The organism is Phyllobacterium sp. RCAM01083 (assembly GCF_055685835.1).
The window spans coordinates 372,273-398,240 of the sequence record NZ_JBVFZN010000003.1; the positions used below are offsets into that span (position 1 = coordinate 372,273).

Consider the following 25,968-nt stretch of genomic DNA (forward strand, 5'->3'; position numbering starts at 1 on the left):
GCGGCTCATTCGGACACCTGTCTAAGTGCCCCAGACAACGGCGCCGCCGGTCAGGCCCGCACCGGCAGCCGTCAGCAACAGCCGTTCACCCCGCATGAATCGCCGGTCACGCTGCGCCAGCGATAGGGACAGCGGAATGGTGGCTGCCGAGGAATTGCCATAAGCCGCTATGGTGCGGACCGTCCGCGCGGCATCAATGCCAAGATTGCCGCTGACAAGATCAAAAATACGCGCATTGGCCTGATGCGGCACGAACCGGCTGACGTCCTGCGGGCCAATACGCGCATCCGCCATTGCCCGTTCGGCGCAGCGCGTCATCATGTGCACGGCCTGCGCAAACATTTCCTTGCCGTCACGCATGGTCATCAGGCAGTCCGCCACCGCCATGTCTGGCGAAAAAGGCGTCTTCGAACCGCCGGCGGGAATGGAGATCAAATCATAGTGGCTGCCATCGGCGGCCAAATCCACACCGAGCAGGCCCGTACCCGGCTCTGCCGATGGCGCCAGAACGACAGCACCTGCCGCATCGGCAAAGAGGACGGCACTGGCCCGTTCCGCCGGGTTGATGCGGCGGCTTAAGATGTTGGCGGCAACCACGAGAACCGGCCGCTTCTGCGTGCGCACGAAGCCGTCTGCCAGCGTCAGCGCATAGAGGAAACCCGAGCAGGCGCCGGCAAGATCCACGGCACCCGAATTGACGAGCTTGAGCCGATGCGCAAGCAGCGGCGCCGACGGTGGCAGCAGATGGTCGGGCGTTGACGTGGCAAGCAGCGTCAAGGCGATATCGGCCGGTTGCAGCCCGGCGTCATCAAGTGCCGACTGTCCGGCCTTTGTGGCGAGATCGGTGAGCAGTTCGCCATCCCTTGCCCAGTACCGGGTGCGGATACCCGTTCTTCGCTCGATCCAGCCGGGCTCGAGCCCAAGGTTGACCTCTATCTCCGCGTTTTCCACGCGGCACTCCGGAACGTAGTGACCCAAACCGATGACACGGCTCATCGCCTGCCTGCCGCAAACAGGTCCGCTGCCTCGTCAATCGCGTCATAGGCACGATCAAGATCGCGCTCCTCCACGCCATAGGGCGGCATCAGATAGATGATGTTGCCAAGCGGGCGGATCAGCAGGTTCCGGGAGCGGAAGAACGCCCGCAGTCTTGGTCCGGCATCCGACAGATAACCCGACGCAGGAACGTCCAGATCAAGCGCCGCGATCGTACCCGTCTGCCGCACATTGCTGAATCGGTTATCTGCGGCGAACCGTTTGAGTTTCCCGCGATGCATGGCTTCCAGCGCTTGAATACGCGCCTCGACAGGCTCGTTTTCCCACACGGCAAGGTTTGCGAGGGCCGCTGCGCAGGCAATCGGGTTCGCGGTGTAGGAACTCGAATGAAAAAACATCCGGCTGCGGTCTGTCGACAGATGCGCATCAAAAACCGGCGCCGTGCACAGCGTGGCGGCTAGCGGCAAGGCACCGCCCGTCAAGCCCTTTGACGTGCACAATATGTCCGGCGCGATGCCAGCCTGATTGCAGGCAAAGAGCGTTCCCGTACGCCCCCAGCCCGTCATCACCTCGTCGGCGATGAGCAACGTGCCATGCCGCTCGGCAATCCGCTTCAGTTCGGCCAGCAAAAAGGCCGGGTACATCCGCATGCCCCCTGCCCCGAGCACCAAAGGCTCGACCAGCAATGCCGCGACCTGACCGCTCCGGCACAGCCTTTCAAATTCATCGAGCGTGGCCTGTTCGTGGCCGGGCGAGGGAAACGGCAAACGGTCGACGCTGAACAACAGCGACTGGTAGGCCGCGTTGAAGACACCGCGCTCCCCCGCCGACATGGTTCCAATCGTGTCGCCGTGATAGCCGTCCTCCATGACGACAATGCGCGAGCGCGGCGCACCGGTATTATGGAAGAAGCCGAGCGCCATCTTCAGCGCCACTTCCACGCAGGTCGACCCGCTGTCCGAATAGAACACATGGGTGAGGCCCGCAGGTGCCACGGCCAGCAGGCCGCGCGCCAGCTTTTCCGCCGGTTCATGGGTGAATTCGGCGAAGATGATCTGGTCGTAGCTGTCGCAGGCGGTGCGGATCGCCTCCATGATCAGTGGGTGCCGGTGCCCGTGCGTGATGACCCACCAGGAGGAAATCGCATCAAGGATGGCATTGCCTTCCGCATCGAACAGCCAGGCTCCCTCCGTTCTGACAATGCGTTTCATCGCGGGTTCAAGCGCGTGCTGCGTGAAAGGATGCCAGACCGGCGAGGATACGAGGGAGCCGGTCATGCGGTTACCGTCCGGAAATGCGCCATGTCGAAATGATCGCGAAAGGCTTGACGCAGCGCTTCGGGTGTCACGGCTTCAAGCAGTGGCAGTCGCCCGAGGCAACGGACCCGTCCCAGTTCGCCGATGATATGCTGGGTATCCGCAACTTCATCGCCAATGAAGACGACACCGAAAACCGGCACCGAGCGCTGCCGCAAGGCTTCCAGCGACAGCAAGGTATGGTTGATCGTCCCCAATCCCGTGCGGGCGCACAGAATGACCGGCATCCGCCAGCGGGAGAAGACATCGGCAAACACCACGGTTTCCGTCAGCGGAACCATGACACCGCCGGCACCCTCGACAATCAGCGGCGACGCGATCGAGGGCGGGGTCAGCAATTCCGGTTGTATCTCGACATTGTCCAGCCGGGCCGCGCGATGCGGAGAGGCAGGCGTGCGCAGGCGCCATGCCTCGGGAATGATCCTTCCGGCCGGTATCCCGCCGAGACGCATGACAGCCTCGCTGTCCGTTTCCCCCTCAAGACCGGCCTGGACCGGTTTCCAGTAACAAGCGCCGAGCGCATCGGCCAATGCGGCGGAAAAGACTGTCTTGCCGATATTGGTATCTGTTCCTGTCACGACAAAACGCTGCGTCATGCGGCCTCCTCGGCAAGGGTTATTTTCAGACAATCCAGCATCCGGGAAATCGCGGTCTCGTCCACATTCAAGGTGATCGCAACCCTCAATCGCGCGGTGCCTTCGGGTACGGTCGGCGGGCGGATCGCGCGGATGTCGAACCCTTCCGCGCGCATGCGTTCGGCGATACGCAATGCACGGATCGTACCGCCGATCATGATGGGCAGTATGTGCGAGCCGCTGCCGCCCATGCCGATTGTTTCTGCCAGATATGACCGGGCAAATGTCGAAAGGCGGCGCAGGTCCAGCCGGCGCCGCGGTTCCTCGGCAAGCATTTTCAGCGCCTCGCGCACCCCTGCGGCCATGAGCGGGGACGGGGCGGTGGAATAGATGAAGGACCGGGCGCGGTTCACGAGGTAATCGCAGACGACCGCATTTGCCCCCAGGAGCGCACCGGATACCCCCAGCGCCTTGCCGCATGTATGCAGGAGGACAACATTGTCGCGCCGCTCCAGCCCGGTGGCGAGACCACGGCCGTTGTCGCCGAACACGCCGGTGGCGTGCGCTTCGTCGATGACAAGAAAGCTGTCATAGCGGTCCGCAAGCGCTGCAAGTTCAGCAAGCGGCGCGCGGTCCCCATCCATGGAGTAGAGGCTTTCCACTGCGATCCAGGCATGGCCGCTTCCGCCCGCCTTGCGCCACTTGGCCAATTCATTTTCGAAGCTCCCGACATCATTGTGCCGCGCCGCCACCGCCTGCGCGCGGCTCGCGGCAATGCCTTCATGCGCGCTTGCATGGATCAGCGCATCGTGGACGATGAGATCGCCGCGCTGCGGCAAAGTTGAAAACAGCGCAGCGTTGGCCGCGTAACCGGTCGAGAAGTACAGCATCCGCTGTGAGCCGAAAAAGGCCGCCGCCTCTTCTTCCAGCAATGCATGTTCCGCATGATTTCCGCGCAGGAGACGCGAGCCGCCCGATCCGGCCGGGACGCCGCGCTCCATCGCGGCGGTGATGGCGCTTCTGATGCGCTGCGAATGGGCAAAGCCGAGATAGTCGTTGGAGGTAAAATCGATCCCGCCAAGCGGCATGAGGGAACGTCGCCTTCCCCTCCGTTCCAGCCCGGCCAGGGTTTTGCCGTAACCGGCGAGAAAGCCGGACATCACTGCGACGCACCCAGCGGCATAGCCTTCAGCCCCAACCGGCGGAACAAGGCCGCATCGTGGTCCTCGCCGGGGTTTTCGGTGGTGAGCAGCGTATCGCCGACAAAGATCGAATTGGCGCCGGCAAGGAAACACAAGGCCTGCATCTCGTCGCTCATGTCCGAGCGGCCGGCGGAGAGACGAACATGGGTTTCGGGCATCAGGATACGGGCAAGGGCAATGGCGCGGACAAATTCGATGGGGTCCACCGGGGCAGCGTCGGCCAGCTTCGATCCTGGAATGGGGATCAGCATGTTGATCGGCACGCTCTCGGGCGGCACGGGCAGGTTCGCCAGCGTAACCAGCATGGCGATATGATCGTCGACCGTCTCGCCCATGCCAAGGATGCCGCCCGAGCAAACCTTGATCCCGGCATCGCGCACATGCGCCAGCGTTTCGAGACGATCGGCGAAGCTGCGGGTGCTGATGATCGCGCTGTAGAAACGCTCCGACGTATCGATGTTGTGATTGTAATAGTCGAGACCGGCGTCGGCGAGCCTTGCGGCCTGTTCCGGCGAGAGCATGCCCAGTGTCATGCAGGTTTCCATGCCAAGCGCACGGACACCTTCGACCATGGCAACGATCATGCCGATGTCGCGGTCCTTGGGACCTCGCCATGCCGCACCCATGCAATATCGCGTTGCGCCGCTGTCACGTGCCTTGCGCGCTTCCGCGACAACCTTTTCGACCTGCAGAAGCTTTGAGGCCTTGAGCCCGGTGGGATAATGCGCCGACTGGCTGCAATAGCCGCAATCTTCAGGGCATCCGCCTGTTTTGATCGACAGCAGCTTGCTCAACTGGACGGCATTGGGATCGAAGCACCGCCTGTGCACCGTCTGCGCTTCGAACAGCAGATCATTGAATGGCAAATTATAGATTTTTTTAGCTTCATCAATGCTCCATCGCTCCTCCACATCATTAGCGGACGTAAAATCTTCTGGCTTCTGCGGGGAAACTTTCAACATTTGCGTGCGGCCTCGTATGCTCTGCGCCATCCAATGGCTTATTATAGATAGAATCATAAATTATCTATAATTTTATAAGGCGCATACAAAAATGCAACCGTCGTGAACGGCCGGCACAAGCGGAAGTGTTTGTCTGCTCAAAAATCGAAACGCAGGCGACGTACTGTCCTGGTCAGCCGACGATGGCGAAAACGTCGCGGGTCGAACCCGTCGGGCTTTTGACCGGCTTTTGCCCGATCCACTGCACATGCCGCTCGAGGACTGCAACGGCATTCTCGATATTGCCCTGGCGCAGGAAACCCAGGATCGCCCTGTGATCGTGGTCGGTTCGAACTTCCCATTCCGATCGCCACGCGGAAAACAGAAAGCGCGCGCTCACCGAATGAAGGTCATCGATGGCCGCCAGGAGACGCGGCATCGCACATGGCGTGAGAATCAGGCGATGGAAACGCCGGTTCGCCTCTTCCCAGGAGCGCACGTCGCGGGAATTATCGCCCGCAACGGTGGCCTGTTCGGCCTCTTCCAGAATGGACGATGTCAGGTGCGGCGCAGCGTGGCGGAGCGCCAGCCCCTCAAGCTCGGCGCGCATCAGTGCGACCTCGCGCACCTCGGCCAGGTCAAACGACGCAACGCGCACGCCCCGGCGCGGCTCACTGACGGCAAGGCCCTGCGCTTCGAGCTTGCGGAAGGCTTCCCTGACCGGGACATGACTTGCGCCGAATTCTTCCGCCACATGATCCTGCCGCAGCTTTGCGCCCGGCTCCAATTGGCCGGTCACAATCCTGTCCGCAAGGATGCGGCTAATGCGATTGGCGATGGTGTCTTCGTTGGCTGCGGTCATGGTTCATAGTTATTTTGCTTCATATCCCCTGTCGAGCCCGCGGCCGCGTTTTACCGGCGCAATCAATCAGTTCTCATCGCAAATGAGCGGCTTCTGACTGTTGCAGGAATAGCACACGGGTCAAGGCAAGACGTGGTTTTTACAAGAAACCACCTTGGCTTACTCGTCCACACCGGTTGCGTGATAAAACCGTTACAAATCTCCATTACGGACGGTACAGACAGCGATTTCATCTGTTCGTTGCAAGGCAATGCGGCTGAGCAACTCATTCAATAGAGTGTGGAGATCCCCCATGACAATCAAGAGCTTCCTTCTCGGCTCGGCTGCAGCGCTCGTTGCAGTAACCGGTGCACGCGCTGCCGACGCAGTCGTCGTTGCCGAACCAGAAGCCGTTGAATATGTTCGCGTTTGCGACACCTACGGCAAAGGCTTTTTCTATATCCCCGGCACGGAAACCTGCCTGAAAATCGGCGGTTATCTGCGTTATGACGCCAAGGGCGGCGACAATGTCTACAAGGGCGGAGAATTCGGAACCTGGCAGAAGAAGACGCGCGCCACGCTCCGTTTCGATGCCCGCACGGAAACCGAACTCGGCACGTTGCGCTCCTATATCGAGACGCGTTTCCAGTACAATAATGGTGCCAATGATACGTCCATACCGAATGCCTATATCGAACTCGGTGGCTTTCGTATCGGCGTGGCCGATGAAATCTTCGGCTCGTTCACCGGTTATGCCGGCAATATCATCAACGACGACGTGATCAACTATCAGTCGGACCACAGCAACCAGGTCAGCTATACGTTCAATGCGGGCAATGGCTTCTCCGCCATGATCGGCGCTGAACAGGGCGAAAGCGTCGGCAACAACTACTACAGCTACGACTATCGTATCGACGACTACATGCCTCACGTGCTGGCTGGCGCAAAGTACGAACAGTCCTGGGGCAAGATTTCCGGCATCGTCGGCTACGACTCCAAGGCCGAGGAATGGGCCGGCAAGCTGCGTCTGGACGTGAAGTTCACCGACACGGTATCTGCATGGGTCATGGGCGGTTACCAGACCAACTATGACGATGCACCGCTCGGCCGCCGCAACTGGTTCGGCACCTGGGAAGGTGACTACGCCATCTGGGGTGGCCTGGCTGCCAAGGTTTCGGACAAGGCCACTATCAATGCACAGCTTGCCTATGAATCCGAAGGCACGCTGGCGGGTGCTTTGAACGTTGCCTATGAAATCGTTCCCGGCTTCACGATCACGCCTGAATTCAACTACACCAAGTTCGACGGTGCCCGTAAGGACTATTCGCTTGCCCATGGTGGCAACGACGATGCCTTCGGTGGCGCGATCCGCTTCCAGCGCAACTTCTAATACCCGATGCAAGAAATTTGGCGATGCTGACATTCAAGCAGCATCGCCAAGTGGCAAAGTTGATACGATCTCCAGTCAAATCCTTTGCACAGAACGGCGAGCCTTACGGGCTCGCCGTTTTTATTTCTGCCGGTTCGTCATCAGCTGTCGATTGCTTACGATGTGCGGACCCGTATTGACATCCTTCACTTCAGGTTTGCCGGTATCGATCAAACCGCTCCATCCGCCGCCAAGCGCCTTGTTGAGGGCGATGTAATCAGCCGCGATTGCCACGCGGCTTTGCAGCAGGGCATCTTCTGGCGATTTTTCTGGACGCTCGCCCTCACCATAGCCGGGGTCATCCTTGTCGTGGTGGCAATCAGCACGATATTCGGACTGTCGCCGCCCAAGGGCGCCGCGGAAGACCTCATCGAGACGGCGATCCTGGATTCGGCCGCCACGGTATTGAAAGACTCGGGCACCGGCGCCCTGGCCAGGTTCGCCGCAGCGGCCGCATCCTTTCCGGCGAGCCGTACCAATTCGACAAACAGCCCGTTGATCTCATGGAGCTCGTCAACGCCATCGTGGAGGACGCCGCGTTTGAAGGGTAAGCGCACGGGGTTGTTCTCGAGGTCATTGGCGTCGATACCGCCGTGTCCCATGTCAATGGCGAATTGATTTACCGTGCCATCGAAAACGTCATTCGCAACGCCATCAAATACAGCGAACCGGGCGGCAAGGTCGTGATACGCACCGCCATCCTCGCCGGCGGGAAAGCGCTGCAGATCCGGGTGGAGGACACGGGGCCCGGCCTTCCCGACTCTCAGATGGGAGCAATCTTCAGGCCGTTTGTGCGGGCCGAAAGCACGGGCGATGCGCGCGCGGGGGTCGGCCTCGGCCTTGCCATCACCCGGCAGGCCATCGAGCTGCATGGCGGATCGGTCAGAGCCCACAAGGCGCAACCGAGAGGTCTCATCGTCGAGATTGTCGTGCCGCTCACATCGGACCGGCCGCAGAGATACCGGTTCGGCAAAATGCTCCACCCGGGGTTAACCGGGTGGAGCACATTATCCGGTCAAAGCCGGCGCAGCCTCTATTTGCCGTTGGTATTGGCCGGCTGCTGAACTGCAAGTTTCGGAATTCCCGCCAGCAAATCCGCTTCATCACCGAGAATATGCGCTGCTTCGTCCAGCAATACATCCTTGGCGCTCTTGCGGGCTTTCTCGATGGCGATATCAGCGCTCAGGCTGCGCTCATTGGCCTGCAGGCCGTCATCCTGGGTCGACGCATCGGCTGAATCGTCGTCGTCACCGGCGCCTGCCCCGTCATTCACCTTCTCGCGCGACTTGATGCGGCTGGCCTGCGCCGCCATCTCATTGCGGCGTTCGGTTTCATTGAGCGAGACAACCCGCTTTTCCCGCTGCGCTTTCAGGTCGGCCATATCTTCCACGAAGCGCTGGAAGTCCGGGTCCTTTTGCACCCGCGCATCGTGCAGGCTCTGCAGTTGCGGCAGCAATGCCTTCACATCGCCGATTGGCGTGTATTCCGCCGGTTTGACCTGCGCCCACGGCAAAGCATTATCGTAGCTCGACTCGCCGAAACTCTTGGGATCGGAGAAGCCGGGCAGGGTGATATCCGGCGTCACGCCGCGCAACTGGGTCGTGCCGCCGTTTACCCGGAAGAACTGTGCAACCGTCATCTTCAGCTCGCCGAATTTCGGCTTGCTGTTGCGGGCGATCTGATCGAGGTTGACGACGGTCTGCACCGTGCCTTTGCCGAAACTGGGCTCACCGACGATGACGCCCCGGCCATAATCCTGTATCGCCGCCGCAAAAATCTCGGATGCGGATGCGGAACCACGATTGATCAGGACCGCAAGCGGGCCGGTCCAGGCGGGCGCGGGAAGATTGTCCTTCTCGACATTGACCTCGCCGCCGGCGTTGCGCTCCTGCACGATCGGCCCCTTGCCGACGAACAGGCCGGTCAAATCAATGGCCTCGGCCAGCGAACCGCCGCCATTGTTGCGCAGATCGATGAGAACGTTATCGATCTTGTCCTTCTTCAGTTCGGCCAGAAGCCTGGCCACGTCGCGGCTTGCACTCCGATAATTCTTGTCGCCCTTGCGGCGCGCTTCAAAATCTTCGTAGAAGGCCGGCAGCGTGATGACGCCGATCTTGCGCGTTGCATCACCATCCTTGATCGACAGGATGGTCTTCTTGGCGGCCTGCTTGTCGAGGCTGATCTTGTCACGCACGAGGCTGATCACCCGGTGCTTGCCGTCTGGACCGGCATCGGCAGGCAGGATATCCAGCCTGACAACGGAATCCTTCGCGCCGCGGATCATCTTGACGACTTCGTCGAGGCGCGTACCGACCACTTCCTTTATCGGACCACGTTCGCCCTGGCCCACGCCGGTGATGCGATCGCCGACAGCCAGTTTGCCGGACAGTTGTGCAGGACCGCCGGCCATCAGCTCGCGAATGGTCGTGTAGTCTTCCCGCTCCTGCAGAACCGCGCCGATGCCAACCAGCGAAAGCTTCATCGAGATATCGAATTCGGCTGATGCCGTCGCTCCGAAATAATCCGTATGCGGTTCGATCGACGTGGTGTAGGCATCCATGAAAATCTGGAACACGTCATCGCTCTTGTACTTGTAAGCGCGTTCCAGCGAGTTCTGATACCGCTTGTCGAGCGTGTCGCGGATGGCAGCGTCGGTCTTGCCTGCAAGCTTCAGGCGGAGCCAGTCATTCTTGACCCGCTTGCGCCAAAGCTCGTCGCTCTCGACTTGGGATTTCGGCCAGGGCTCCTTGTCCCGGACAAAGGGATAATCTTCCTTCACACTGAAATCGAAATTCTGCTTGAGCAGCGAGCGGGCATAGGTGAGGCGTTCGACAACGCGCTGCTCATAGATGTTGAAAATGGAAAAAGGGATGCGCAAATCTTCCTGGTTGATCGCGTCATCGATCTTCGTGCTGTCGGCCATGAACTTGTCGATATCGGCCTGAACGAAGAGGAACCTGTCGGGATCGAGCGCCTTGAGAAAGCGGTCCATGATTTTGGCGGACAGGGCATCGTCAAGCGCAACGGGCTTGTAGTGATAGCGCGACAGAAACTCAGCGCTCAAGCGGGCCGCTTGCGCCTGCTGTTGCAGCGGCGCCAATACCGGCGGTGAACCTGCATCCAGTGCGTAAGTCGGAGGGGCAAACGCCAGAAACACACTGAGCAAACCATATTGTATACGCATTAAAGCTTCGATCCGATTTCGACGTTTCAGTTTCGCTATTTAATGTTGGTGGAACAATTATGGTTTTTTGGCAACCAGACAGCGGATTATTCGTGCCGTCATCCCGATAAATTCTGTTTCAGCCCGCAGGTGCAGCCAAATTATCTGCCGCAAAAGCGGCGATGACAATTCACAACGGCTTGAGGCCGCCGATTCTCAGGACGATGCCAGCAAGGCTTCCAGCTCCGACGCTGTCGGAAAGGCCGAATGGGTTCCGCGTCTGGATACGGTTATGGCAGCGCCCCGCACCGCATGCTCGATTGCCAGCCTGTCCAGGCGGCAATGACGCCGGGCCGACGATGCAAGGGCCACGGACATGAACGTATCTCCGGCCCCGGTCGTATCAACCACGACGGAGGGTTGCGCCGGTACTGCGATGATCTCCTGTCCATTCGCAAGAATGGCGCCTTCGCGCCCCAGTGTCAGAACGACATCCCGGACACCGCGTTCCAGGAGATGGTTCGCGGCAGCATTTCCACTGGCTCCAGTCAACGCCAAGGCTTCACCCTGGTTGAGAAACACAATGTCCACCAGCGCCCAGAGATCCGAGAAATAGGGGCGCAAAGGCGACGGGTTGAACGCAGTCACCATCTGAAGACCCTTGGCCTGCTCAAGGATTTCACGTGTTGCCTGATGCGACAGATTCCCCTGCAGGATCGCCAGATCACCCGGTTCAGCGGCATGGAGCTTCACAGTAACATCGGCTGAACTCAGGTTCTGCGCGGCGTCCGTTGTCGTCACGATCGCATTTTCACCGTCGGGCAGCCGGAAGATGATGGAGGTATCACTCGACTTTCCATCCAGCTCGACCAGTTCTGTCACGAGCGGCTCATTCTGCAAGCGCTGGCGGATCGCTGCCGCACGTGCATCATTTCCAACCGGCGCGACCAGTGTCGTGGGCAGCCCGCACCGGGCCATGACCACAGCCTGGTTCGTTCCCTTGCCGCCCAGATCGTGCGCTCCAACCTCGCCGAGGATGGAGGCCCCGGAGGTTGGCAGGGCGTCCACGACAATCGTTTCATCGATGGTGACATTGCCGATTACATAGGCGCGCATCGGGAGGCCTTTGGAAAGTTAGAGGTATGGCGCGTCATGAAAATCGATTTCGAGCTGCATGGCATGGCCGAAAATGCTGCTAAGCCGGACACACGCCTGCTCGGAAAGACTCGGCCCCGCCAGATCAAGCTGATGCTTAAGCCACAATGCCTGTTCGGCAAACCCCTGGCTCACATGCAGATCAACCCACTCCTTGAGAAGCGGATCACTGATGCGATGCAACGAGGCCTCCTTTGACCACGTCCAGTACATCCATTCCGCCGCAAACATGGCGGCCACGATGTCGAGAAACCCGCCTTCGGCAGCAATGCAAAGCATCCCCGACCGGAAGGCCTCAACCGCTGGAATCGTAACGTCGAATGCCGCAGGATCGATTGTGCGCCGCGCGAAGGTGCGCTCGAAATAGACGATCTGCTCATTGGCAAGCGCGTCAAGCACGGCAATGAGCCAGCGCTTCTGCTCCATGGTTTGCGCCGTTGCCGCCGCGTAGGCGAAGATGGAAATCGCCGTGTCGACAAAAGCGCCTTCATAGACGAGATAGCGGTCGAAGGCGTCCCTGCTCAGCGTGTCATGCTTTATGTCCCTGACAAAACGATGGTCCAGCATCGTTTGCAGAACAGTCGCATTTTCTCGAAGGATGCGGTCGGAGAGACTTTCGTTTTCCATCCTCTCAGTGCTCCAGCCCCGGTTCTGCAGCGGCGCGGAATGCCTTGACCCGCTCGATGTCCACCGGGTTCCACCACACCCCGCCCTGCTTCAACGAGGATGCAACGATGACACCGTTGGTCCGCTTGAGTATTTCGACGATGTTGTCGCTATTGACACCCGATCCAACCAGAAGCGGCAGATGCGTTGCCGAGCCGATCTCCTCGATCTCCTCGATGGTAGCGACGTTGCCCGTGCGCTGGCCCGTGGCGATGACACCGTCGGCATCAAAGAAAGCGAGGTCGCGGGTCAGCTCTTCGATCGTCCGGTCCGCAACGATGGCGTGGCTGCCGTGCTTCACATGGCTGTCGGCAAAGACCTTGATGTGCTCGGCGCGCAGCATCGACCGATAGCGCATTGCCTCGGCCGCCCTGCCTTCCATAAAGCCTTCATTCGCGACATAGGCATTGGCCCACTGATTGACGCGAATGAACTTGGCACCGCCGGCCATGGCAATGGCGAAAGCCGGAATGGGCGCATTGGCAAGCACATTGATCCCGAGCGGGATACCGATGGCCCGGGCAATGCGATCCGTGACAACGGACATGAACCCGGTTGTTTCGGGCCCGATATCGTCCGGCTTGCAAAAGGGGATATCGCCATGGTTTTCGATGACCAGGCCATGCAATCCCCCTTCCACGCAGGCTTCCGCGTCGCGCATGCAGGCATCGTAAATCGTATCCATATCCGCCCCCCTGTAGCGGGGTGCCCCGGGGAAGGCCGGGCAATGGATCATTCCAATGAGCACCTTGTTGGTGCCGAATATCTCCTGCACCGCGTTGGAGCTACGATCCGATATTTCCTGCATGTCGTTCCCTTTCATAGGTTTTTTTGAGATAGCGCTCGCGCGTCGAGAAAATCAGCGCGTCAGCCAGGCCAGAATGTTTTTCCAGAGCTTGCCGTAGCCTTCCCACTCGCAGAAGGCGGGGGACAGCCAATGCGGCCCGATATCGGAGGTCCAGACGGCCGTGTTGCCTTTGCCATGGCGCCCGAGAACCAGCAGCGGATGGCCGCCCTGATCGTCCGGCAGCGTCGCAACCACTTCGACATCCGCGCCGTCGCGCACTTCGACCTCATTGACCCCGAGAAGCACCGGCCATTCGCCGCCAAGACCGGCCATCACAGGGTGGTCCGGCATAACGATCTTCGCCGTCGTACCCTCGGGAATTTCAACGCGGTCATCATAGGGAAGGCAGGTCACCGGAAGCACGTCTTCCACGGGCGTCCGCCGCCAGCGCGCCTTGCCATCGATACCCTGGAACGAGAAGTACCCGCCCACCATCAGCAGCGCGCCACCCTTTTCCACCCAGGCCTTGATCAGCTTCAGCCGGTTGGGAACGGTGCGCGAATGCAGCCACACATCAGGCGGCAGCAGCAGCGAATTCGCGCCGATATCCGACAGGATGATGACGTCATAGGCATCCAGCCCTGCCATGTCATAGGGGAATTTTTCGACCGCTTCATGCGCGGGCATGTAGGTCAGCTCGAACGCGCTGCCCGCGAGCGCCTTGACCAGCGGCTCTGCACCCAGATGAAACGTTACACTGCCGAACTGATCGAAACCTTTGTAGTGCGTGGCCGAACTGACCCAGCTTTCGCCAACGAGAAGGACTTTCTTTGTCATGGGATCACCAAACTTTCGTGAATATCAAAATAGGGGTTAGCTTCAGGCTCCAGCCTGAAAAACAGCGCGCGGATTGGCCCGCATCATCTGATCAAGAGCCGTTTCATCGAGGCCGTGCCGCTTGAGGCGCGGCAGGAAATGGCGCAGCACATAGGCGTAGCCATTGCCGCCATAGCGGGTCAGCATCATCTTCAGAAACACGTCATGCGACAGCAGAACCCGGTCGAGATATCCGGCCTCGGCCAGGCGCACGATGGCGCGGGCGGCTTCTTCGTCGCTCGGGCACTGCACCTGCTGATCCGCATAGAAGAAATCCATGCCTATCATGTCGTATTCAATGAATGCACCGCGGGCGGCGAGTTCACTCTGATAGCTGAAATCATCGTGGGAGGGGTTCATGTGGCAAAGAACCGTGTGCCTGATATCGGCACCCTCCTGCGCCACGACGTCGAGCACGCGGTGGCCGAGCCGAAACCAGCCCGGCAAGTGCACCATGAGGGGAAGGCCCGTCCGCACCTGTGCCTGAGCCGCACCGCGCAACGACTTCTCCTCCTCAGCGGTGAAATCCGACGAGACGCCGATTTCACCGATGAGCCCGATTTTGACGTCGGTGCCATCCACACCTTCCACCGCTTCCCGCACGATCTCGTTGGCGATATCGCCCACGGTCATATCAGCGACTTCGGCCGGATGGGAGGAACCGAGATAGTAGCCGGCCCCCATTACCACATTCAGGCCCGCGGCTTTGGCGATGCGCCGGAGAGCCAGCGGATTGCGGCCAATGCCCCGGCATGTCGGCTCCACCACGGTCTTGCCGCCGGCATTGGCAAAGGCGCGCAGTTCTGAAATCGCCAGCGGTTCGTCATCAAGCGTAATGTTGTGCTTGTTGACGAAGGGGTCCTGCTTGAGTTCGCCCAATATTTCCATGCAGACGAAACCACCGGCAAGGTACTGCCGCTCCGGCGTTTTCGGCGCATGCCACCAGCAGCGGCAATCGTTGAGGATGTGCTCATGCATCAACGTGATGCCGAGCGCTTCCGCTGCAATGGGGCCATTGACCGTCATCACCTTGCCGGAGCGGATATGTGCTTCTGACAGATCGCTGCTCACAGGACTCACCTCTTCTTGCCGCTGCCGAAGCGGAAGTTAGCCGTGAATATCCGTGTGTTCAGCCAGATGGCGATCAGGATGATCGCACCGGTGACGATCTGAGTGAAGAATGGCGAGATGTGCATCAGGATCAGCCCGTTGCCGATCACCGCGATGGTCAGCGTGCCGAGAACCGTTCCGAGGATGGTGCCCCGGCCCCCCATGAGGGATGTGCCGCCGAGAACCACGGCCGCGATCACCTGGAGTTCAAAACCGACCGCTGCATTGGACGATCCGGACCCCAGTCGCGCTGCGATCAGCAACCCGGCCACGGCGCAGGCCACACCGGAAATGAGATAGACCGAAGCGATGATCCACTTGGCAGGCATGCCGACCCGGCGCGCGGCTTCCGCATTGGAACCGACCGCCACGACCTGACGGCCGTATTTGGTCGATGTTATCGCCACATAGCCCAGAACGGCAACGGCGGCGGCGATGATGGCCGGAACGGGGACCCCGCCAATGACGCCGCGACCCAGCGCAAAGAAACCCGGCGCATCCTGAATGGGGATCGAATAGCCCTGCGTCAGATAGAGTGCGAATCCCCGCAGGATGGAAAGACCGGCAAGCGTAACGATGAAGGCCGGAATCCCCTGGTAGGCGATGAACCAGCCCTGGACGAAACCAAGGCCGCCGCCGAGCACGATCATTGCAACCACGACCAATGGCCAGGGATATCCCATAGCCATGACGACAGCCGCAACCGCATTGATAAGGGCGACTTGCGAGCCCACCGACAAATCGATGCCGCCGGTGATGATGACGAAGGTCATGGTGATCGCAACGATCAGCAGCGGAGCCGCCTGCCGCACGATATTGAGAATATTGCCAAGGGTCAGGAACGTATCACTGCCGATCGAGAAAAAGACCATGCAGGCGACAAAAAACACGGCGATCGACAGAACCTGCGCGTGCTCGCCAAAAAAGTCGGCAAGGCGCGATCCGTGACCGCGTTCGGTATAGACGGTCATTGCTTTGCTCCTTCGCCAACGATCAGTTTGACCAGATCCTCGAGATTGGTGCCGCCGATCTGGCGTTCTGCGACCTTCGTGCCCTCATACATCACCGCAATGCGGTCGCAGACGCGGAAAAGGTCCTGAAGACGGTGCGTGATGAGGATGACCGAAACGCCATTGGCCTTCACGCGATTGATCAGGGAGAGAACCGCTTCGACTTCGGCCACGGCGAGTGCCGATGTCGGCTCGTCCATGATCAGGACGTTCGGTTTGAACGACGCTGCCCGGGCAATCGCGATGGCTTGCCGCTGGCCGCCGGAGAGGTGGGCAACCTTGCTGGTCAGTTTGGGAATACGGATTTCCAGCGCATCCAGCATTTTGCGTGCTTCGGCCAGCATTGCCTTGCTGTCAAGGAACATGCCCTTGCTTAGCTCGCGCCCGAGAAAGAGATTGCCAACCACATCGATCTCATCGCAAAGGCTCAGATCCTGGAAGACCATTTCGATATGTCTGTTGCGCGCATCGCCCGGGCCGGTGAGATGAATGTCCTCGCCCTCGATGGACATGGTGCCGCCGTCCGGAATGTAGGTGCCGGAAATGATCTTTGTCAGCGTCGACTTGCCCGCGGCATTGTCACCGACAAGCCCAAGGCATTCACCGGGATAAATGTCGAGATCAACACCACGCAATGCCTGGTGCGAGCCGAATGATTTGCGTATGCCGCGCAAGGAAATACGCGGTGCGGCATGTGCGTCGCCGGCAGATCCGGAGGGAATACCCCCTCCGGAACCGATGGCAGCAGATCTTTGCTGACCGACCTCGATCATTTGAAGACGGCCCTGTACGGGTCAACATTCGCCTTGGTGACGATGGTGACGGGAACAGCGATGTTCTTCTCGACGGTCTGGCCGGCCGCAACCTTCTGCAACGCATTCACGGCGGCGGCACCCATTGCCGACGGATCCTGCTGGATAACCGCCGCAACGAATCCGGCATCGATGCCGGCAATGGCTTCCGCTGTCAGATCCCAGCCGAACACCTTGATGGTGCCCTGCTTGCCCTGGCTCTGCACGGCAGCGATGGCGCCCATAAGGGCAGGCTCGCCGGTTGCATAGATGGCTGTCAGGTCCGGGTTGCCGGTAATCAGGTTCTCGGCGGCCGCAAGAGCGTTGTCCTGCACATTCTGGCCGTCGACGACGCCGGCAACTGCAACACCGTCAACACCCTTGATCGTCTTTTCAAAGCCTTCCTGCCGGACATTCTGGATATAGGAGTTCAGCGCACCGACAACACCGATCTTGGCCTTGCCGCCCATATTGGCTTTGACGTAGTCAAGGAAGAACTTGCCCATGTCGGCACCGGCCTTGGCATTGTCGACGCCGATCTGGGCTTTCTGCGGACCTTCGGGAAGGATCGCGTCGATGGCGACAACCGGGATACCCGCGTCGGCGGCCTGCTTGACGGCGGGCATCAGGCCGTTGACGTCGATGGCGACGACCGCAAGACCCGATACCTTTTCCTGAATATAGGTCTCCACGGCACTGTTCTGCGCCGTCGGTTCATTGTTGGAATTGAAGATAACCAGCTTGACGCCGGCGGCGTCGGCTGCCTTCTGCGCGCCCTGGTTCATCTGGTTGAAGAAAAGCGCCTGCTGGTTGATCTGCACCAGCGCGATTGTCTTCTTTTCCTGTGCGATCGCAGTCGACGAGGCGGCGCAGCTCAATGCCGTGAAGCCAGCCAATGCAATCAATGTTCTCCTGCTCAAATTCAAGGTCATGTTCTCATCCTCTGTTGGTTTTCTTACCGTTCCATCTTGTTATTTCGCCGGCGGGGCAACGGAGTTCCGCACGACGATTTCGACTGGCAGCAGTTCTTCCGAAGCGGAAGGTTTCCACTCCTGCCAGTTTGTTTCCAGAAGCAGTTCGAGCGCCCGGCGCCCGAGTTGCCGGACCGGCTGACGAATGACGGTCAGTGGCGGCGCAAAGAGATGCAGCGGCCCGACATCATCGAAACCGATGATCGAAACATCGTCGGGAACCGACACATTCCGGTGCTTGAAGACTTCGATCAGGCCGATGGCAATTTCATCGGAGCTGGCAAAGATGGCCGTTGCCGCGTGCTGCTCCTCCAGATAGCGGACGGCGGCTTTGCGCCCATAATCGATGGTGTATTCACCGGCGTAGCGATCAACCTTCGCCGTATCGCCATGCTGTTCGCGCAGCGCACGCATCAGGCCATCGAAACGGCGGCGCGCGCTGATCATGCGCTCGTCGCCGCCGATGAACAGAACATGGCTGTGCCCCTGTTGCGCCAGGTGAAGACCGGCGAGATAACCGCCATGATCATTGTCGCAGAACAGCTTCGGCGCTTTCGAACCCGGAACATCTTCGTCGACGATGATGACCTTGCCCGAGCGGTTGATAAGGCCGGCAAGCGCACCGTCATCCGGGTGGTTGGTGATGAAGATCAGCCCGTCGACATGATTGCGTTCGATCAGCTGCAGGTATTCGATTTCGCGCCCTGCCCGGTTGAGCGTCGCATGCAGCGAGACCGCCAGCTTACGCTCGTCGGCTGCCTGCTCGACAGCGGCGACCAGGGTTGAAAAGAACGGGTTGGCAATTTCAGGAACAACCAGACCGATGGTGTCCGAACGTCCCATGCTCAAACGCCGCGCATGCGGATTGGGTATGTAGTTCAGCGATTTGATTGCATCTTCGATGCGCTTCTTGGTGTGATACGGCAGATCAAGACTGCCATTGACCAGGCGCGATACTGTCGTAACCGACACGCCAGCTGCGGCGGCAACATCTTTCAGACTGGGCGTCGTCTTTTTGATCACAAGCGCTTTCCCCATTGTAAAGCGGTTTAGTAAATCGCTTTACAAGACAAACGCACTTCATGGTTCTTGTCAACTGGGATTCAGAATTGACAGAATAATCCTGTGAGAATCCCTGTCGGGGCCAATCCGAAAATCAGAAAATATGGAATTTTAACAAGGTGTTGGCCGGCGCGAAAATTTATCGCTCAATCGTCCCAATTGCATGCGGCAACATAGATTGCGGCAAGTTTTTCCATGCCGAACTGATCGATGCTGTCAAACCGGCCGGGTATCGGACTGTCCAGATCGAGAACACCCAGAATGCGTCCCTCATGGAAAAGCGGCACGACAAGCTCCGAACGGGATGCGGCATCACAGGCGATATGTCCGGGAAAGGCGTGGACATCCTCGACGAGAATAGAGGTTCCCTGCGCAACAGCCGTTCCGCAGACGCCATTGCCAACCGCGATACGCACACAGGCCGGCTTGCCCTGGAAGGGGCCGACAACGAGTTCGTCTTCGGAATAAAGGAAATAGAAGCCGGCCCAATTGAGATCGGGCACCATCTGGAAGATCAGCGCCGAGGTGTTGGCGGCATTGGCGATGGCATCGTTTTCATCAGCGAGAAGGCCGCTCAACTGAGCGCAGAGTTCGCGATAAAACTCGGTCTTGTCAGTGTGATTCATCGTCTTTGCCGCAAACATCGGACGCCTATCCTTTTCGTGCCAATCGTCGTGGCCGCCACCAGCCGCCTCTCCTGCGAGAACGGCTATCGTGACAGAGATACAGCGCGAATCTCACCTCTGCAACCGCACCGCTTCCGAGGCGGCGGGAAGGCCTGCGCTTCCATGGCGAGCCCAGCACGAAGATGAACGGGCGGGTATCAGAAATTGATCGACGCGTAGAAGATGGCAAACACACCATCGAGGACGATGACGATGAAGATCGACTTGACCACCGATGCCGTCACGCGCAGACCCAGCGACTCCGCGCTTCCGCCAACCTTCATCCCTTCGACCGCCGCGATGGTACCAATGATCATCGCCATGAAGGGAGCCTTGATCAGGCCCGCCAGGAAATACTGGACCGTGATCGCATCGCGCAGATTGGCGATATAGATGCCGGGTGATACGTCCGAATAAAGCCATAGCGCGACAGCCCCGCCTGCAAGTCCGGCAAAATCCGCGATAATCGTCAGAAGCGGCAGCGAAATGCTCAGTGCGACCAGACGGGGAAACACCAGAACGCTGATCGGATTGAGACCGATGACGTGCAGCGCATCGACTTCCTCGCGCATCTTCATCGACCCGAGCTCTGCCGTGATGGCGCTCCCCGAGCGCCCCGCGATCATGATCGCGGTCAACAGGACGCCGGTCTCGCGCAACACCAGCACGCCGACGAGATTCACCGCATAGGTCTCGGCACCATAGGTGCTGAGCATATAGGCGCCCTGCTGTGCAACAATGGCACCCATAATGAATGAAATCAGCACCACGACCGGGATTGCCCCGACGCCAAGGCGATCAATCTGGTGAAAGAATGCCGGATACCGGATCGGGCTTCCCTTGCCGCCGCGCATCTGGGAACCGGTCACGACAGCGCCCAGCACATGCATGGATTTGATGAAATCATCGCCGAAATTGATCACTGTCCGGCCAATTGTGTCGAGAAACTGAATTCCAAGATTCGGCTTGTGCAGCGGCGGGTTTGCATCGGCCGCAACAGATGCGGTTTTCCCGACGGCATCAAAAAGCGTTTCCCAGTGCTGCTTCAGCCCGCGTATCTCAACCTGTTTGCCGGCTGCTTCCAGCGCAACCCGCATGCGGTCGACCAGCCAGGCCCCCGCCGTATCCAATGCGTCGACGCCGGACAGATCGATGACGGCGTTGGAGAAATCCTTCCTATGCTCGATCTTGCGCATTTGCGCATTCACACGGCCGACATAGCGGGTAATCCAGGAGCCTGCCAGGACAACCATTGCCTGATCATTTTCGGTGTTGAAGCTGACGTTGAGCGGCTGGCCGGACATGCCGTGTTCGTGTGTCGCATCAACCATAGCCGAAATACTTTCGCTTTTTGCAGTCGCTGCTTTATCCCCCGGCTGGTCGATTCTGGCAAGCAAAACTCAAAACAAGCGCCCTGCGGGTCATCACGCGCCCTCGACCACCGGCAGCAAAAGCCGGCTGCTATCGATGATAACAGCCGGCTCATGCTCGCCATGTCAGAATACCCGGGAATGGCAGTCTTCCCTTAACTCCCGCTGCGCGCGTGAAGTTGCGGGATAAACAGGTCCGTCCAGCTTGCAGGCTTGACTTTGATCGTACCGGCCAAATGCATGAACTCGGCAAACTGCATGACGCCGTTCGGCGTCGTCGAGAACTGTGAATCCTTGTCGTTGAGCATTTCAAGAACTTCCTCAACCGACACTTTCACCTTCGAACTCTTGGCGAAAATCTCAGCGGCAGCTTGCTTGTTGCCGGCGATGAAAGCGTTTGCTTCGTCCAGAGCCGCCAGGAACGCTTCCGTGGTTTTCGGATTGGCGTCGACGAACTTCTTCGGCGCAAAGGTCACATCAAGCGTGATATTGCCGATGACATCGACAGAATTGACAACCCGGTGCACTTTCGGGTCTTTCAACTCCAGATAGGAAAACGGTGGCGAAGTGAAGTGGGCGGTGATCTCGGTCTGGCCGCTTGTCACCGCTGCCAGGGCTTCCGGATGCGGCAGGCTGACCGTCAACGGGTCGAGCTTCGCATAGTTCTCGCGTCCGAATTCGTGCGCTGCCATCATCTGCAGGACGACCGCCGACAGCGACGTCTTGATCCCCGGCAGGGCAATTTTATCCTTGGGTGTCAGATCCTTCAGCGTCTTGATCTCGGGATTGTTCGAATTCAGCCACAGCGATGTGGCGCTGAGACCGCTGATGCCGACAACTTCGACATTCGGAATGCCCTTGGCCTTGGCCCAGAGGGTGACAAAGCCCGGCGCCCCGGTTCCGGCAAAGTCGAGCGAACCGGCCATCATCGCGTCATTGATGACGTTGCCGCCATCGAGCATAAGCCATGTCACCTTGACATCGCCCAGACCGGCTTTGGCGGCCTGCTTTTCCATCAGCTTCTGGTTTTCCATGACGATCAGCGGCAGATAAAGAATGCCGTATCCCTTGGAAATCCGCACTTCGCTGACTTCGGCCCGGGCGGCACCCGTTGCACCTGCCAATCCGAGGCCGATGCCGAGCACGGCGGCACAGAGCTGTTTCATCATTTTCATTGTAGTCCTCCCTTTATACATACCGGTTCCCGGCGGTTCAAACTCAGGCCTGCATTCCCCAGCGGCGAATGGTTTTCTTTTCAATCGTGGCAAAGATCAGGTTCTCGACGGCAAGGCCGATCAAAATAACCGTGAACAAGCCTGCAAAGACGTTGGCAGTTTCCAGCTGGTTGCGGTTCTCGAAGATGAACCAGCCAAGGCCGCCGGAGCCGGACGATACGCCAAACACCAGTTCAGCGGCGATCAGCGTGCGCCATGCGAAGGCCCAACCGACTTTCAAACCCGTCAGAATGGACGGAAAGGCGGCGGGTATCAGGATATGGCGTACCAGCTTGAGACCGCGCAGGCCGTAATTCAGGCCGACCATCCGCATCGTGTTGGAAACAGACCGGAAACCGGCATGGGTATTCAAGGCGATGGCCCACAGCACCGAGTGCACCAGCACGAAGATCACGCTTCCCTGCCCCAGGCCGAACCAGATCAGCGCCAACGGCAGCAATGCAATGGCCGGGAGCGGATTGAACATGGAGGTCAGCGTTTCCAGCAGGTCGGCACCAATGCGCGACCCGATGGCGAGCGTGGTCAGGAGCGAGGCCAGCACGATGCCGATGCCATAGCCGATGAGCAGCGTTTTGATGGATGCCAGCGCCCTGGCCGGAATGGTTCCGTCGGCAATATTGGAACTGAAAGCCGCGAAGGTCTGGGAAAAGCTGGGAAACAGCAATGGATTGCCCAGCCAGCGCCCGTAAATTTCCCAGGCGGCAGCAAGAACGAACAGGATAAAGGCTTTTCGCACCGCGCCGATGCGATAGATGCGTTCAAAGGCAGAGAGCGTCTTCTCGACCTGCAGGAAATCCTTCTTGCCGTCGCCGCGCACGATCTCCGGACGTGTGTAGAGAACTTCAGTCATCGAATCTTCCAATCTCAACTGGCGAACAACATGTCGTTGATGCGGGTTTCGAGTGCCGCCTGCGTACCGGTTCCAAGCTCGCTGGGCGGTATGCTGTTCAGCTCGGCCTTCACCTGCCCCGGATGGGGTGAAAGGAGCAGAATGCGCGTGCCGATGCGGATAGCTTCCTCGATGGAGTGGGTCACGAACAGGACGGTGAAATGCGTATCGTCCCAGAGTTGCAGCAATTCATCCTGCATCTTGCGGCGCGTCAGCGCGTCGAGCGCTGCGAAGGGCTCATCCATCAGAAGCACATCGGGCTCCATGGCCATGCCGCGCGCGATGGCCACACGCTGCTTCATGCCGCCGGACAGCATATGAGGGTAGCTGTCGATGAATTTGGTCAGGCCAACCTTGTCGATGTAGCTGCGGGCGCGTTCACGTGCGTCTGCCGGCTTTGCCCGCCCGCTGGCGGTAAGGGCGAAGACGACATTTTCACCGACCGTCTTCCACGGCAGAAGCTGGTCGAATTCCTGGAAGACCATCATCCGGTCAGGGCCGGGTTCGGTGACTTCCTTGCCCTTGAGCGTGATCTGCCCTTCGGTCGGCGTGAGATAGCCACCGATGGCCTTGAGCAAGGTCGACTTGCCGCAGCCTGACGGCCCGAGAAGAACAAAGCGGTCGGATTGAAAAACCTGAAAATCGACGCGATGCGTGGCGGTCACCAGCGCATCCTCCGTCTTGTATTGCAGTGTGACGCCCTCGACGCTCAATAATGCGCCGCGAGCATCAAAGGACTGATGCAAAGTCATACTTCCTCCCAATGCGTCGTCTCTTTTGCGCAACGCCGTAACGTTGACAAAACTCCCACCTCGACTGTACTTGCGGTAACTGACACATACCTGACTCACGTTTCGGGGGCACGATTTGCGCATTCTTGTCGTGGAAGACATGCCCGATATCGCCAAGGCGATTGCCCAGCGCTTTGAAAAAATCGGCCATGCCGTTGATTGCGAAACCGATGGCCGGACCGCCAGCGAAGTGCTGCGGGTGCAGGATTATGATCTCATCATCCTCGACATGATGCTGCCCGGCGCCGATGGTTTCGAGATTCTCAAAGGGCTGCGCGGCCGCAAGGACAAGACGCCCGTTCTGGTCCTGACCGCACGATCGGCGGTCGATGACCGCGTCGACGTTCTTGATCTTGGTGCCGACGATTATCTGACCAAGCCGTTCGATTTTCGCGAGCTGGAAGCACGCGCCCGTGCACTGCTGCGCCGGAGCGCCGGCATGTCCGACAATGCCCTGCGCTTCGGGGACCTTGTCATCGACCGGGCCGGGCGCACGGCCAGCGTTGCCGATACTGCTCTTGATCTGACCCGGCGTGAATTGATTGTTCTCGAGATTCTGGCGGCACGGCCCAAGCGCTTCGTCTCCAAGGAAGAACTGGTGGAGCAGCTTTTCAACTTCGATCAGGAGCCGAGCGCCAATGCCGTCGAACAATATGTGACGCGGCTGCGGCGCAAGCTGGCGGATACTTCAATCGAAATTCGCACCTCGCGCGGGCTGGGCTATCAACTTGCAAGCAAATGATATCCGCTACTCCCTGCACATCCGGATCATCGTCTTCATTGCGCTCATTCTGGGTGTCGGTGCGGTCGTCCTTGCTCTTGCCGCCTGGCAATATGCCGGCATTGCCGCGCGTGATGCCTATGACAAGCTTTTGATTGGCGGGACAATACAGGTTGCGGAAAACGTCTACATGCAGGGTGGGGTTGTAACCCTCGACCCGCCAGCGGCCGCATTTGCGACACTGTCGGCCTATGATCTGGTCTTTTACCGGGTGACCGATCCGCGCGGCGTCGTTGTCGCCGGTTATGGCGATCTCGCGCCGAAAATTTCGTCGGAAAACATCCGCAAAGGCGTGGTCCTTGCCGACGACACCTATCAGGGGCAGCCGGTCCGCGTTGCGGCGATCGGCAAGCAGATTGATACCGGCTCCGGCACTGGCTGGGTGGAAATCGTCGTGGCACAAACCCTGCGGGCGCGGGAGTCCCTCGCCTGGGATCTTGCCGGCAAGGCTGTCGGCATGATCGCGATCATGAGCCTTCTTGCCCTGATCGCCGGTGCCATTTCCGTGCGTATTGCGTTGAAGCCGCTGACGCGTATCGAACGGGAAATCGCAGCGCGCAAGCCCGACGATCTGCGCGCCATACGCGTTACGCCGCCCTATGAAATCCGGGCATTGGTCAGCGTCCTTGATGACTTCATGCGCCGGCTTGCCGATCGCATAGCGCTGATGCAGCGTTTTATCGCCGACGCCGCCCATCAGATGCGCACGCCCTTGGCCGAACTCAATGCACAGGTGGAAATCCTGTCGAACGATGCCGACCCGAGACTGCAGGATCAGATTCAGAAACTCGGTGCAAAAGTGAACGCGCTCGGCAATCTCACTGGCCAGCTTCTCGACCACGCCATGGTCATTCACCGTGCCGGCACCGTTGGCTTCACAACGATCGATCTGAATGCATTGGCGAAAACCACGCTGGCTCAGGCCGTCCCACTGTCACTGGAACGGGAAGTGACAATTGCCTTCTTACCCTGCCCGGCAGAGCTTCATATCCAGGGCGATATGATCAGCATCCGCGAGGCGCTGACCAATCTGATCCAGAATGCCCTGATCCATGGCGCATCAACGCGCCTTTCTGTGGAGCTGGGCCGCGATGAAAGCAAGGCATGGATCAACGTGATTGACGACGGCCCCGGCATTTCGAGCGCGGAACAGACACGGCTGCTTGAACCCTTCGAGGTCGGGTCCGGTCCCGCGCCCGGCTCCGGCCTGGGTCTGGCCATTGCGGCGGAGGTTGCCAAGGCGCATGGCGGGGAACTCACCTTCCCCGCCGTCGAAAACGGTTTCTGCGTGCAACTGGCGTTGCCTGGACAGCGTTTGTTAGGCAGTGTCACCTCATGAGCCACAA

26 protein-coding genes are annotated in these 25,968 nt (G+C 59.4%); 5 read left to right on the top strand and 21 right to left on the bottom strand.

The window, feature by feature from the left end; genetic code table 11:
* Positions 1-21: 21 nt before the first annotated feature.
* The 6 genes from ACZ25R_RS03285 to ACZ25R_RS03310 all read right to left on the bottom strand — a co-directional run bounded on the left by ACZ25R_RS03285 (position 22) and on the right by ACZ25R_RS03310 (position 5,892).
* Positions 22-996: a beta-ketoacyl-ACP synthase III gene (locus tag ACZ25R_RS03285; protein ID WP_472460030.1), complete on the bottom strand. Its 975-nt coding sequence runs from the start codon at positions 994-996 to the stop codon at positions 22-24.
* Positions 993-2,273 (bottom strand): adenosylmethionine--8-amino-7-oxononanoate transaminase, encoded by a 1,281-nt coding sequence (locus ACZ25R_RS03290; RefSeq protein ID WP_472460031.1) that lies wholly within the window; start codon positions 2,271-2,273, stop codon positions 993-995. The genes ACZ25R_RS03285 and ACZ25R_RS03290 overlap by 4 nt, the downstream gene beginning before the upstream one ends.
* On the bottom strand, positions 2,270-2,908 hold the full coding sequence (gene bioD, locus ACZ25R_RS03295) for a dethiobiotin synthase (protein ID WP_472460032.1): 639 nt from the start codon (positions 2,906-2,908) through the stop codon (positions 2,270-2,272). Before bioD ends, ACZ25R_RS03290 begins: the two co-directional genes overlap by 4 nt.
* Positions 2,905-4,050, bottom strand: coding sequence for an 8-amino-7-oxononanoate synthase (locus tag ACZ25R_RS03300; protein WP_472460033.1), 1,146 nt, complete (start codon positions 4,048-4,050; stop codon positions 2,905-2,907). Before ACZ25R_RS03300 ends, bioD begins: the two co-directional genes overlap by 4 nt.
* The gene (gene bioB, locus ACZ25R_RS03305; RefSeq protein WP_472460034.1) at positions 4,047-5,051 is read right to left on the bottom strand and encodes a biotin synthase BioB; all 1,005 of its coding nucleotides are present in this window, start codon (positions 5,049-5,051) and stop codon (positions 4,047-4,049) included. The genes ACZ25R_RS03300 and bioB overlap by 4 nt, the downstream gene beginning before the upstream one ends.
* A 172-nt stretch (positions 5,052-5,223) precedes the next feature.
* Positions 5,224-5,892, bottom strand: a complete 669-nt coding sequence (locus tag ACZ25R_RS03310) for a GntR family transcriptional regulator (RefSeq protein ID WP_346308006.1) — start codon at positions 5,890-5,892, stop codon at positions 5,224-5,226.
* A 292-nt stretch (positions 5,893-6,184) separates the two neighbouring features.
* On the opposite strand from ACZ25R_RS03310, the gene ACZ25R_RS03315 reads away from it, so the two are divergent.
* The 3 genes from ACZ25R_RS03315 to ACZ25R_RS03325 all read left to right on the top strand — a co-directional run bounded on the left by ACZ25R_RS03315 (position 6,185) and on the right by ACZ25R_RS03325 (position 8,364).
* Positions 6,185-7,261, top strand: a complete 1,077-nt coding sequence (locus ACZ25R_RS03315; protein ID WP_403181937.1) for a porin — start codon at positions 6,185-6,187, stop codon at positions 7,259-7,261.
* Between the two features lie 84 nt (positions 7,262-7,345).
* Positions 7,346-7,918, top strand: coding sequence for a hypothetical protein (locus ACZ25R_RS03320; RefSeq protein WP_472460035.1), 573 nt, complete (start codon positions 7,346-7,348; stop codon positions 7,916-7,918).
* On the top strand, positions 7,894-8,364 hold the full coding sequence (locus ACZ25R_RS03325; protein ID WP_472460036.1) for a sensor histidine kinase: 471 nt from the start codon (positions 7,894-7,896) through the stop codon (positions 8,362-8,364). Before ACZ25R_RS03320 ends, ACZ25R_RS03325 begins: the two co-directional genes overlap by 25 nt.
* On the opposite strand, the gene ACZ25R_RS03330 is transcribed toward ACZ25R_RS03325, so the two are convergent.
* The 15 genes from ACZ25R_RS03330 to ACZ25R_RS03400 all read right to left on the bottom strand — a co-directional run bounded on the left by ACZ25R_RS03330 (position 8,334) and on the right by ACZ25R_RS03400 (position 23,802).
* Positions 8,334-10,484: a carboxy terminal-processing peptidase gene (locus ACZ25R_RS03330; RefSeq protein ID WP_472460037.1), complete on the bottom strand. Its 2,151-nt coding sequence runs from the start codon at positions 10,482-10,484 to the stop codon at positions 8,334-8,336. The two genes, ACZ25R_RS03325 and ACZ25R_RS03330, sit on opposite strands and share 31 nt — an antisense overlap.
* A gap of 195 nt (positions 10,485-10,679) precedes the next feature.
* Positions 10,680-11,579 (bottom strand): ribokinase, encoded by a 900-nt coding sequence (locus tag ACZ25R_RS03335; RefSeq protein ID WP_472460038.1) that lies wholly within the window; start codon positions 11,577-11,579, stop codon positions 10,680-10,682.
* 18 nt (positions 11,580-11,597) lie between these two features.
* A complete protein-coding gene (locus ACZ25R_RS03340) occupies positions 11,598-12,245 on the bottom strand; it encodes a TenA family protein (protein ID WP_472460039.1) in 648 nt (215 codons plus the stop codon).
* Between the two features lie 4 nt (positions 12,246-12,249).
* Complete coding sequence (locus ACZ25R_RS03345; RefSeq protein ID WP_464664787.1) at positions 12,250-13,092, bottom strand: BtpA/SgcQ family protein; 843 nt, start codon at positions 13,090-13,092, stop codon at positions 12,250-12,252.
* A gap of 51 nt (positions 13,093-13,143) precedes the next feature.
* On the bottom strand, positions 13,144-13,908 hold the full coding sequence (locus tag ACZ25R_RS03350) for a glutamine amidotransferase (RefSeq protein WP_472460040.1): 765 nt from the start codon (positions 13,906-13,908) through the stop codon (positions 13,144-13,146).
* A gap of 42 nt (positions 13,909-13,950) precedes the next feature.
* Positions 13,951-14,973: a phosphotriesterase family protein gene (locus tag ACZ25R_RS03355; protein ID WP_472460141.1), complete on the bottom strand. Its 1,023-nt coding sequence runs from the start codon at positions 14,971-14,973 to the stop codon at positions 13,951-13,953.
* Between the two features lie 50 nt (positions 14,974-15,023).
* Positions 15,024-16,028, bottom strand: a complete 1,005-nt coding sequence (locus tag ACZ25R_RS03360) for an ABC transporter permease (RefSeq protein ID WP_472460041.1) — start codon at positions 16,026-16,028, stop codon at positions 15,024-15,026.
* On the bottom strand, positions 16,025-16,840 hold the full coding sequence (locus ACZ25R_RS03365) for an ATP-binding cassette domain-containing protein (protein ID WP_464664786.1): 816 nt from the start codon (positions 16,838-16,840) through the stop codon (positions 16,025-16,027). Before ACZ25R_RS03365 ends, ACZ25R_RS03360 begins: the two co-directional genes overlap by 4 nt.
* Positions 16,837-17,790 carry an ABC transporter substrate-binding protein gene (locus ACZ25R_RS03370; RefSeq protein ID WP_346306291.1) on the bottom strand — a complete coding sequence of 318 codons (954 nt, stop codon included), beginning with the start codon at positions 17,788-17,790 and terminating at the stop codon, positions 16,837-16,839. The genes ACZ25R_RS03365 and ACZ25R_RS03370 overlap by 4 nt, the downstream gene beginning before the upstream one ends.
* Positions 17,791-17,829: 39 nt before the next feature.
* Positions 17,830-18,852 (bottom strand): LacI family DNA-binding transcriptional regulator, encoded by a 1,023-nt coding sequence (locus ACZ25R_RS03375; RefSeq protein ID WP_472460042.1) that lies wholly within the window; start codon positions 18,850-18,852, stop codon positions 17,830-17,832.
* A gap of 185 nt (positions 18,853-19,037) precedes the next feature.
* Positions 19,038-19,535: a GAF domain-containing protein gene (locus ACZ25R_RS03380; protein WP_403181894.1), complete on the bottom strand. Its 498-nt coding sequence runs from the start codon at positions 19,533-19,535 to the stop codon at positions 19,038-19,040.
* A gap of 179 nt (positions 19,536-19,714) precedes the next feature.
* On the bottom strand, positions 19,715-20,887 hold the full coding sequence (locus ACZ25R_RS03385; RefSeq protein WP_472460043.1) for an ABC transporter permease: 1,173 nt from the start codon (positions 20,885-20,887) through the stop codon (positions 19,715-19,717).
* Positions 20,888-21,081: 194 nt separating this feature from the next.
* A complete protein-coding gene (locus tag ACZ25R_RS03390; protein ID WP_288192113.1) occupies positions 21,082-22,101 on the bottom strand; it encodes an ABC transporter substrate-binding protein in 1,020 nt (339 codons plus the stop codon).
* Positions 22,102-22,144: 43 nt separating this feature from the next.
* The gene (locus tag ACZ25R_RS03395; protein ID WP_223614693.1) at positions 22,145-23,011 is read right to left on the bottom strand and encodes an ABC transporter permease; all 867 of its coding nucleotides are present in this window, start codon (positions 23,009-23,011) and stop codon (positions 22,145-22,147) included.
* Between the two features lie 14 nt (positions 23,012-23,025).
* The gene (locus tag ACZ25R_RS03400) at positions 23,026-23,802 is read right to left on the bottom strand and encodes an ABC transporter ATP-binding protein (protein ID WP_472460044.1); all 777 of its coding nucleotides are present in this window, start codon (positions 23,800-23,802) and stop codon (positions 23,026-23,028) included.
* Between the two features lie 115 nt (positions 23,803-23,917).
* Between ACZ25R_RS03400 and ACZ25R_RS03405 the strand changes: the two genes are divergently transcribed.
* The gene (locus tag ACZ25R_RS03405; protein WP_403181881.1) at positions 23,918-24,583 is read left to right on the top strand and encodes a response regulator transcription factor; all 666 of its coding nucleotides are present in this window, start codon (positions 23,918-23,920) and stop codon (positions 24,581-24,583) included.
* Positions 24,570-25,961, top strand: coding sequence for a sensor histidine kinase (locus tag ACZ25R_RS03410; protein WP_472460045.1), 1,392 nt, complete (start codon positions 24,570-24,572; stop codon positions 25,959-25,961). The genes ACZ25R_RS03405 and ACZ25R_RS03410 overlap by 14 nt, the downstream gene beginning before the upstream one ends.
* Positions 25,962-25,968 lie beyond the last annotated feature (7 nt).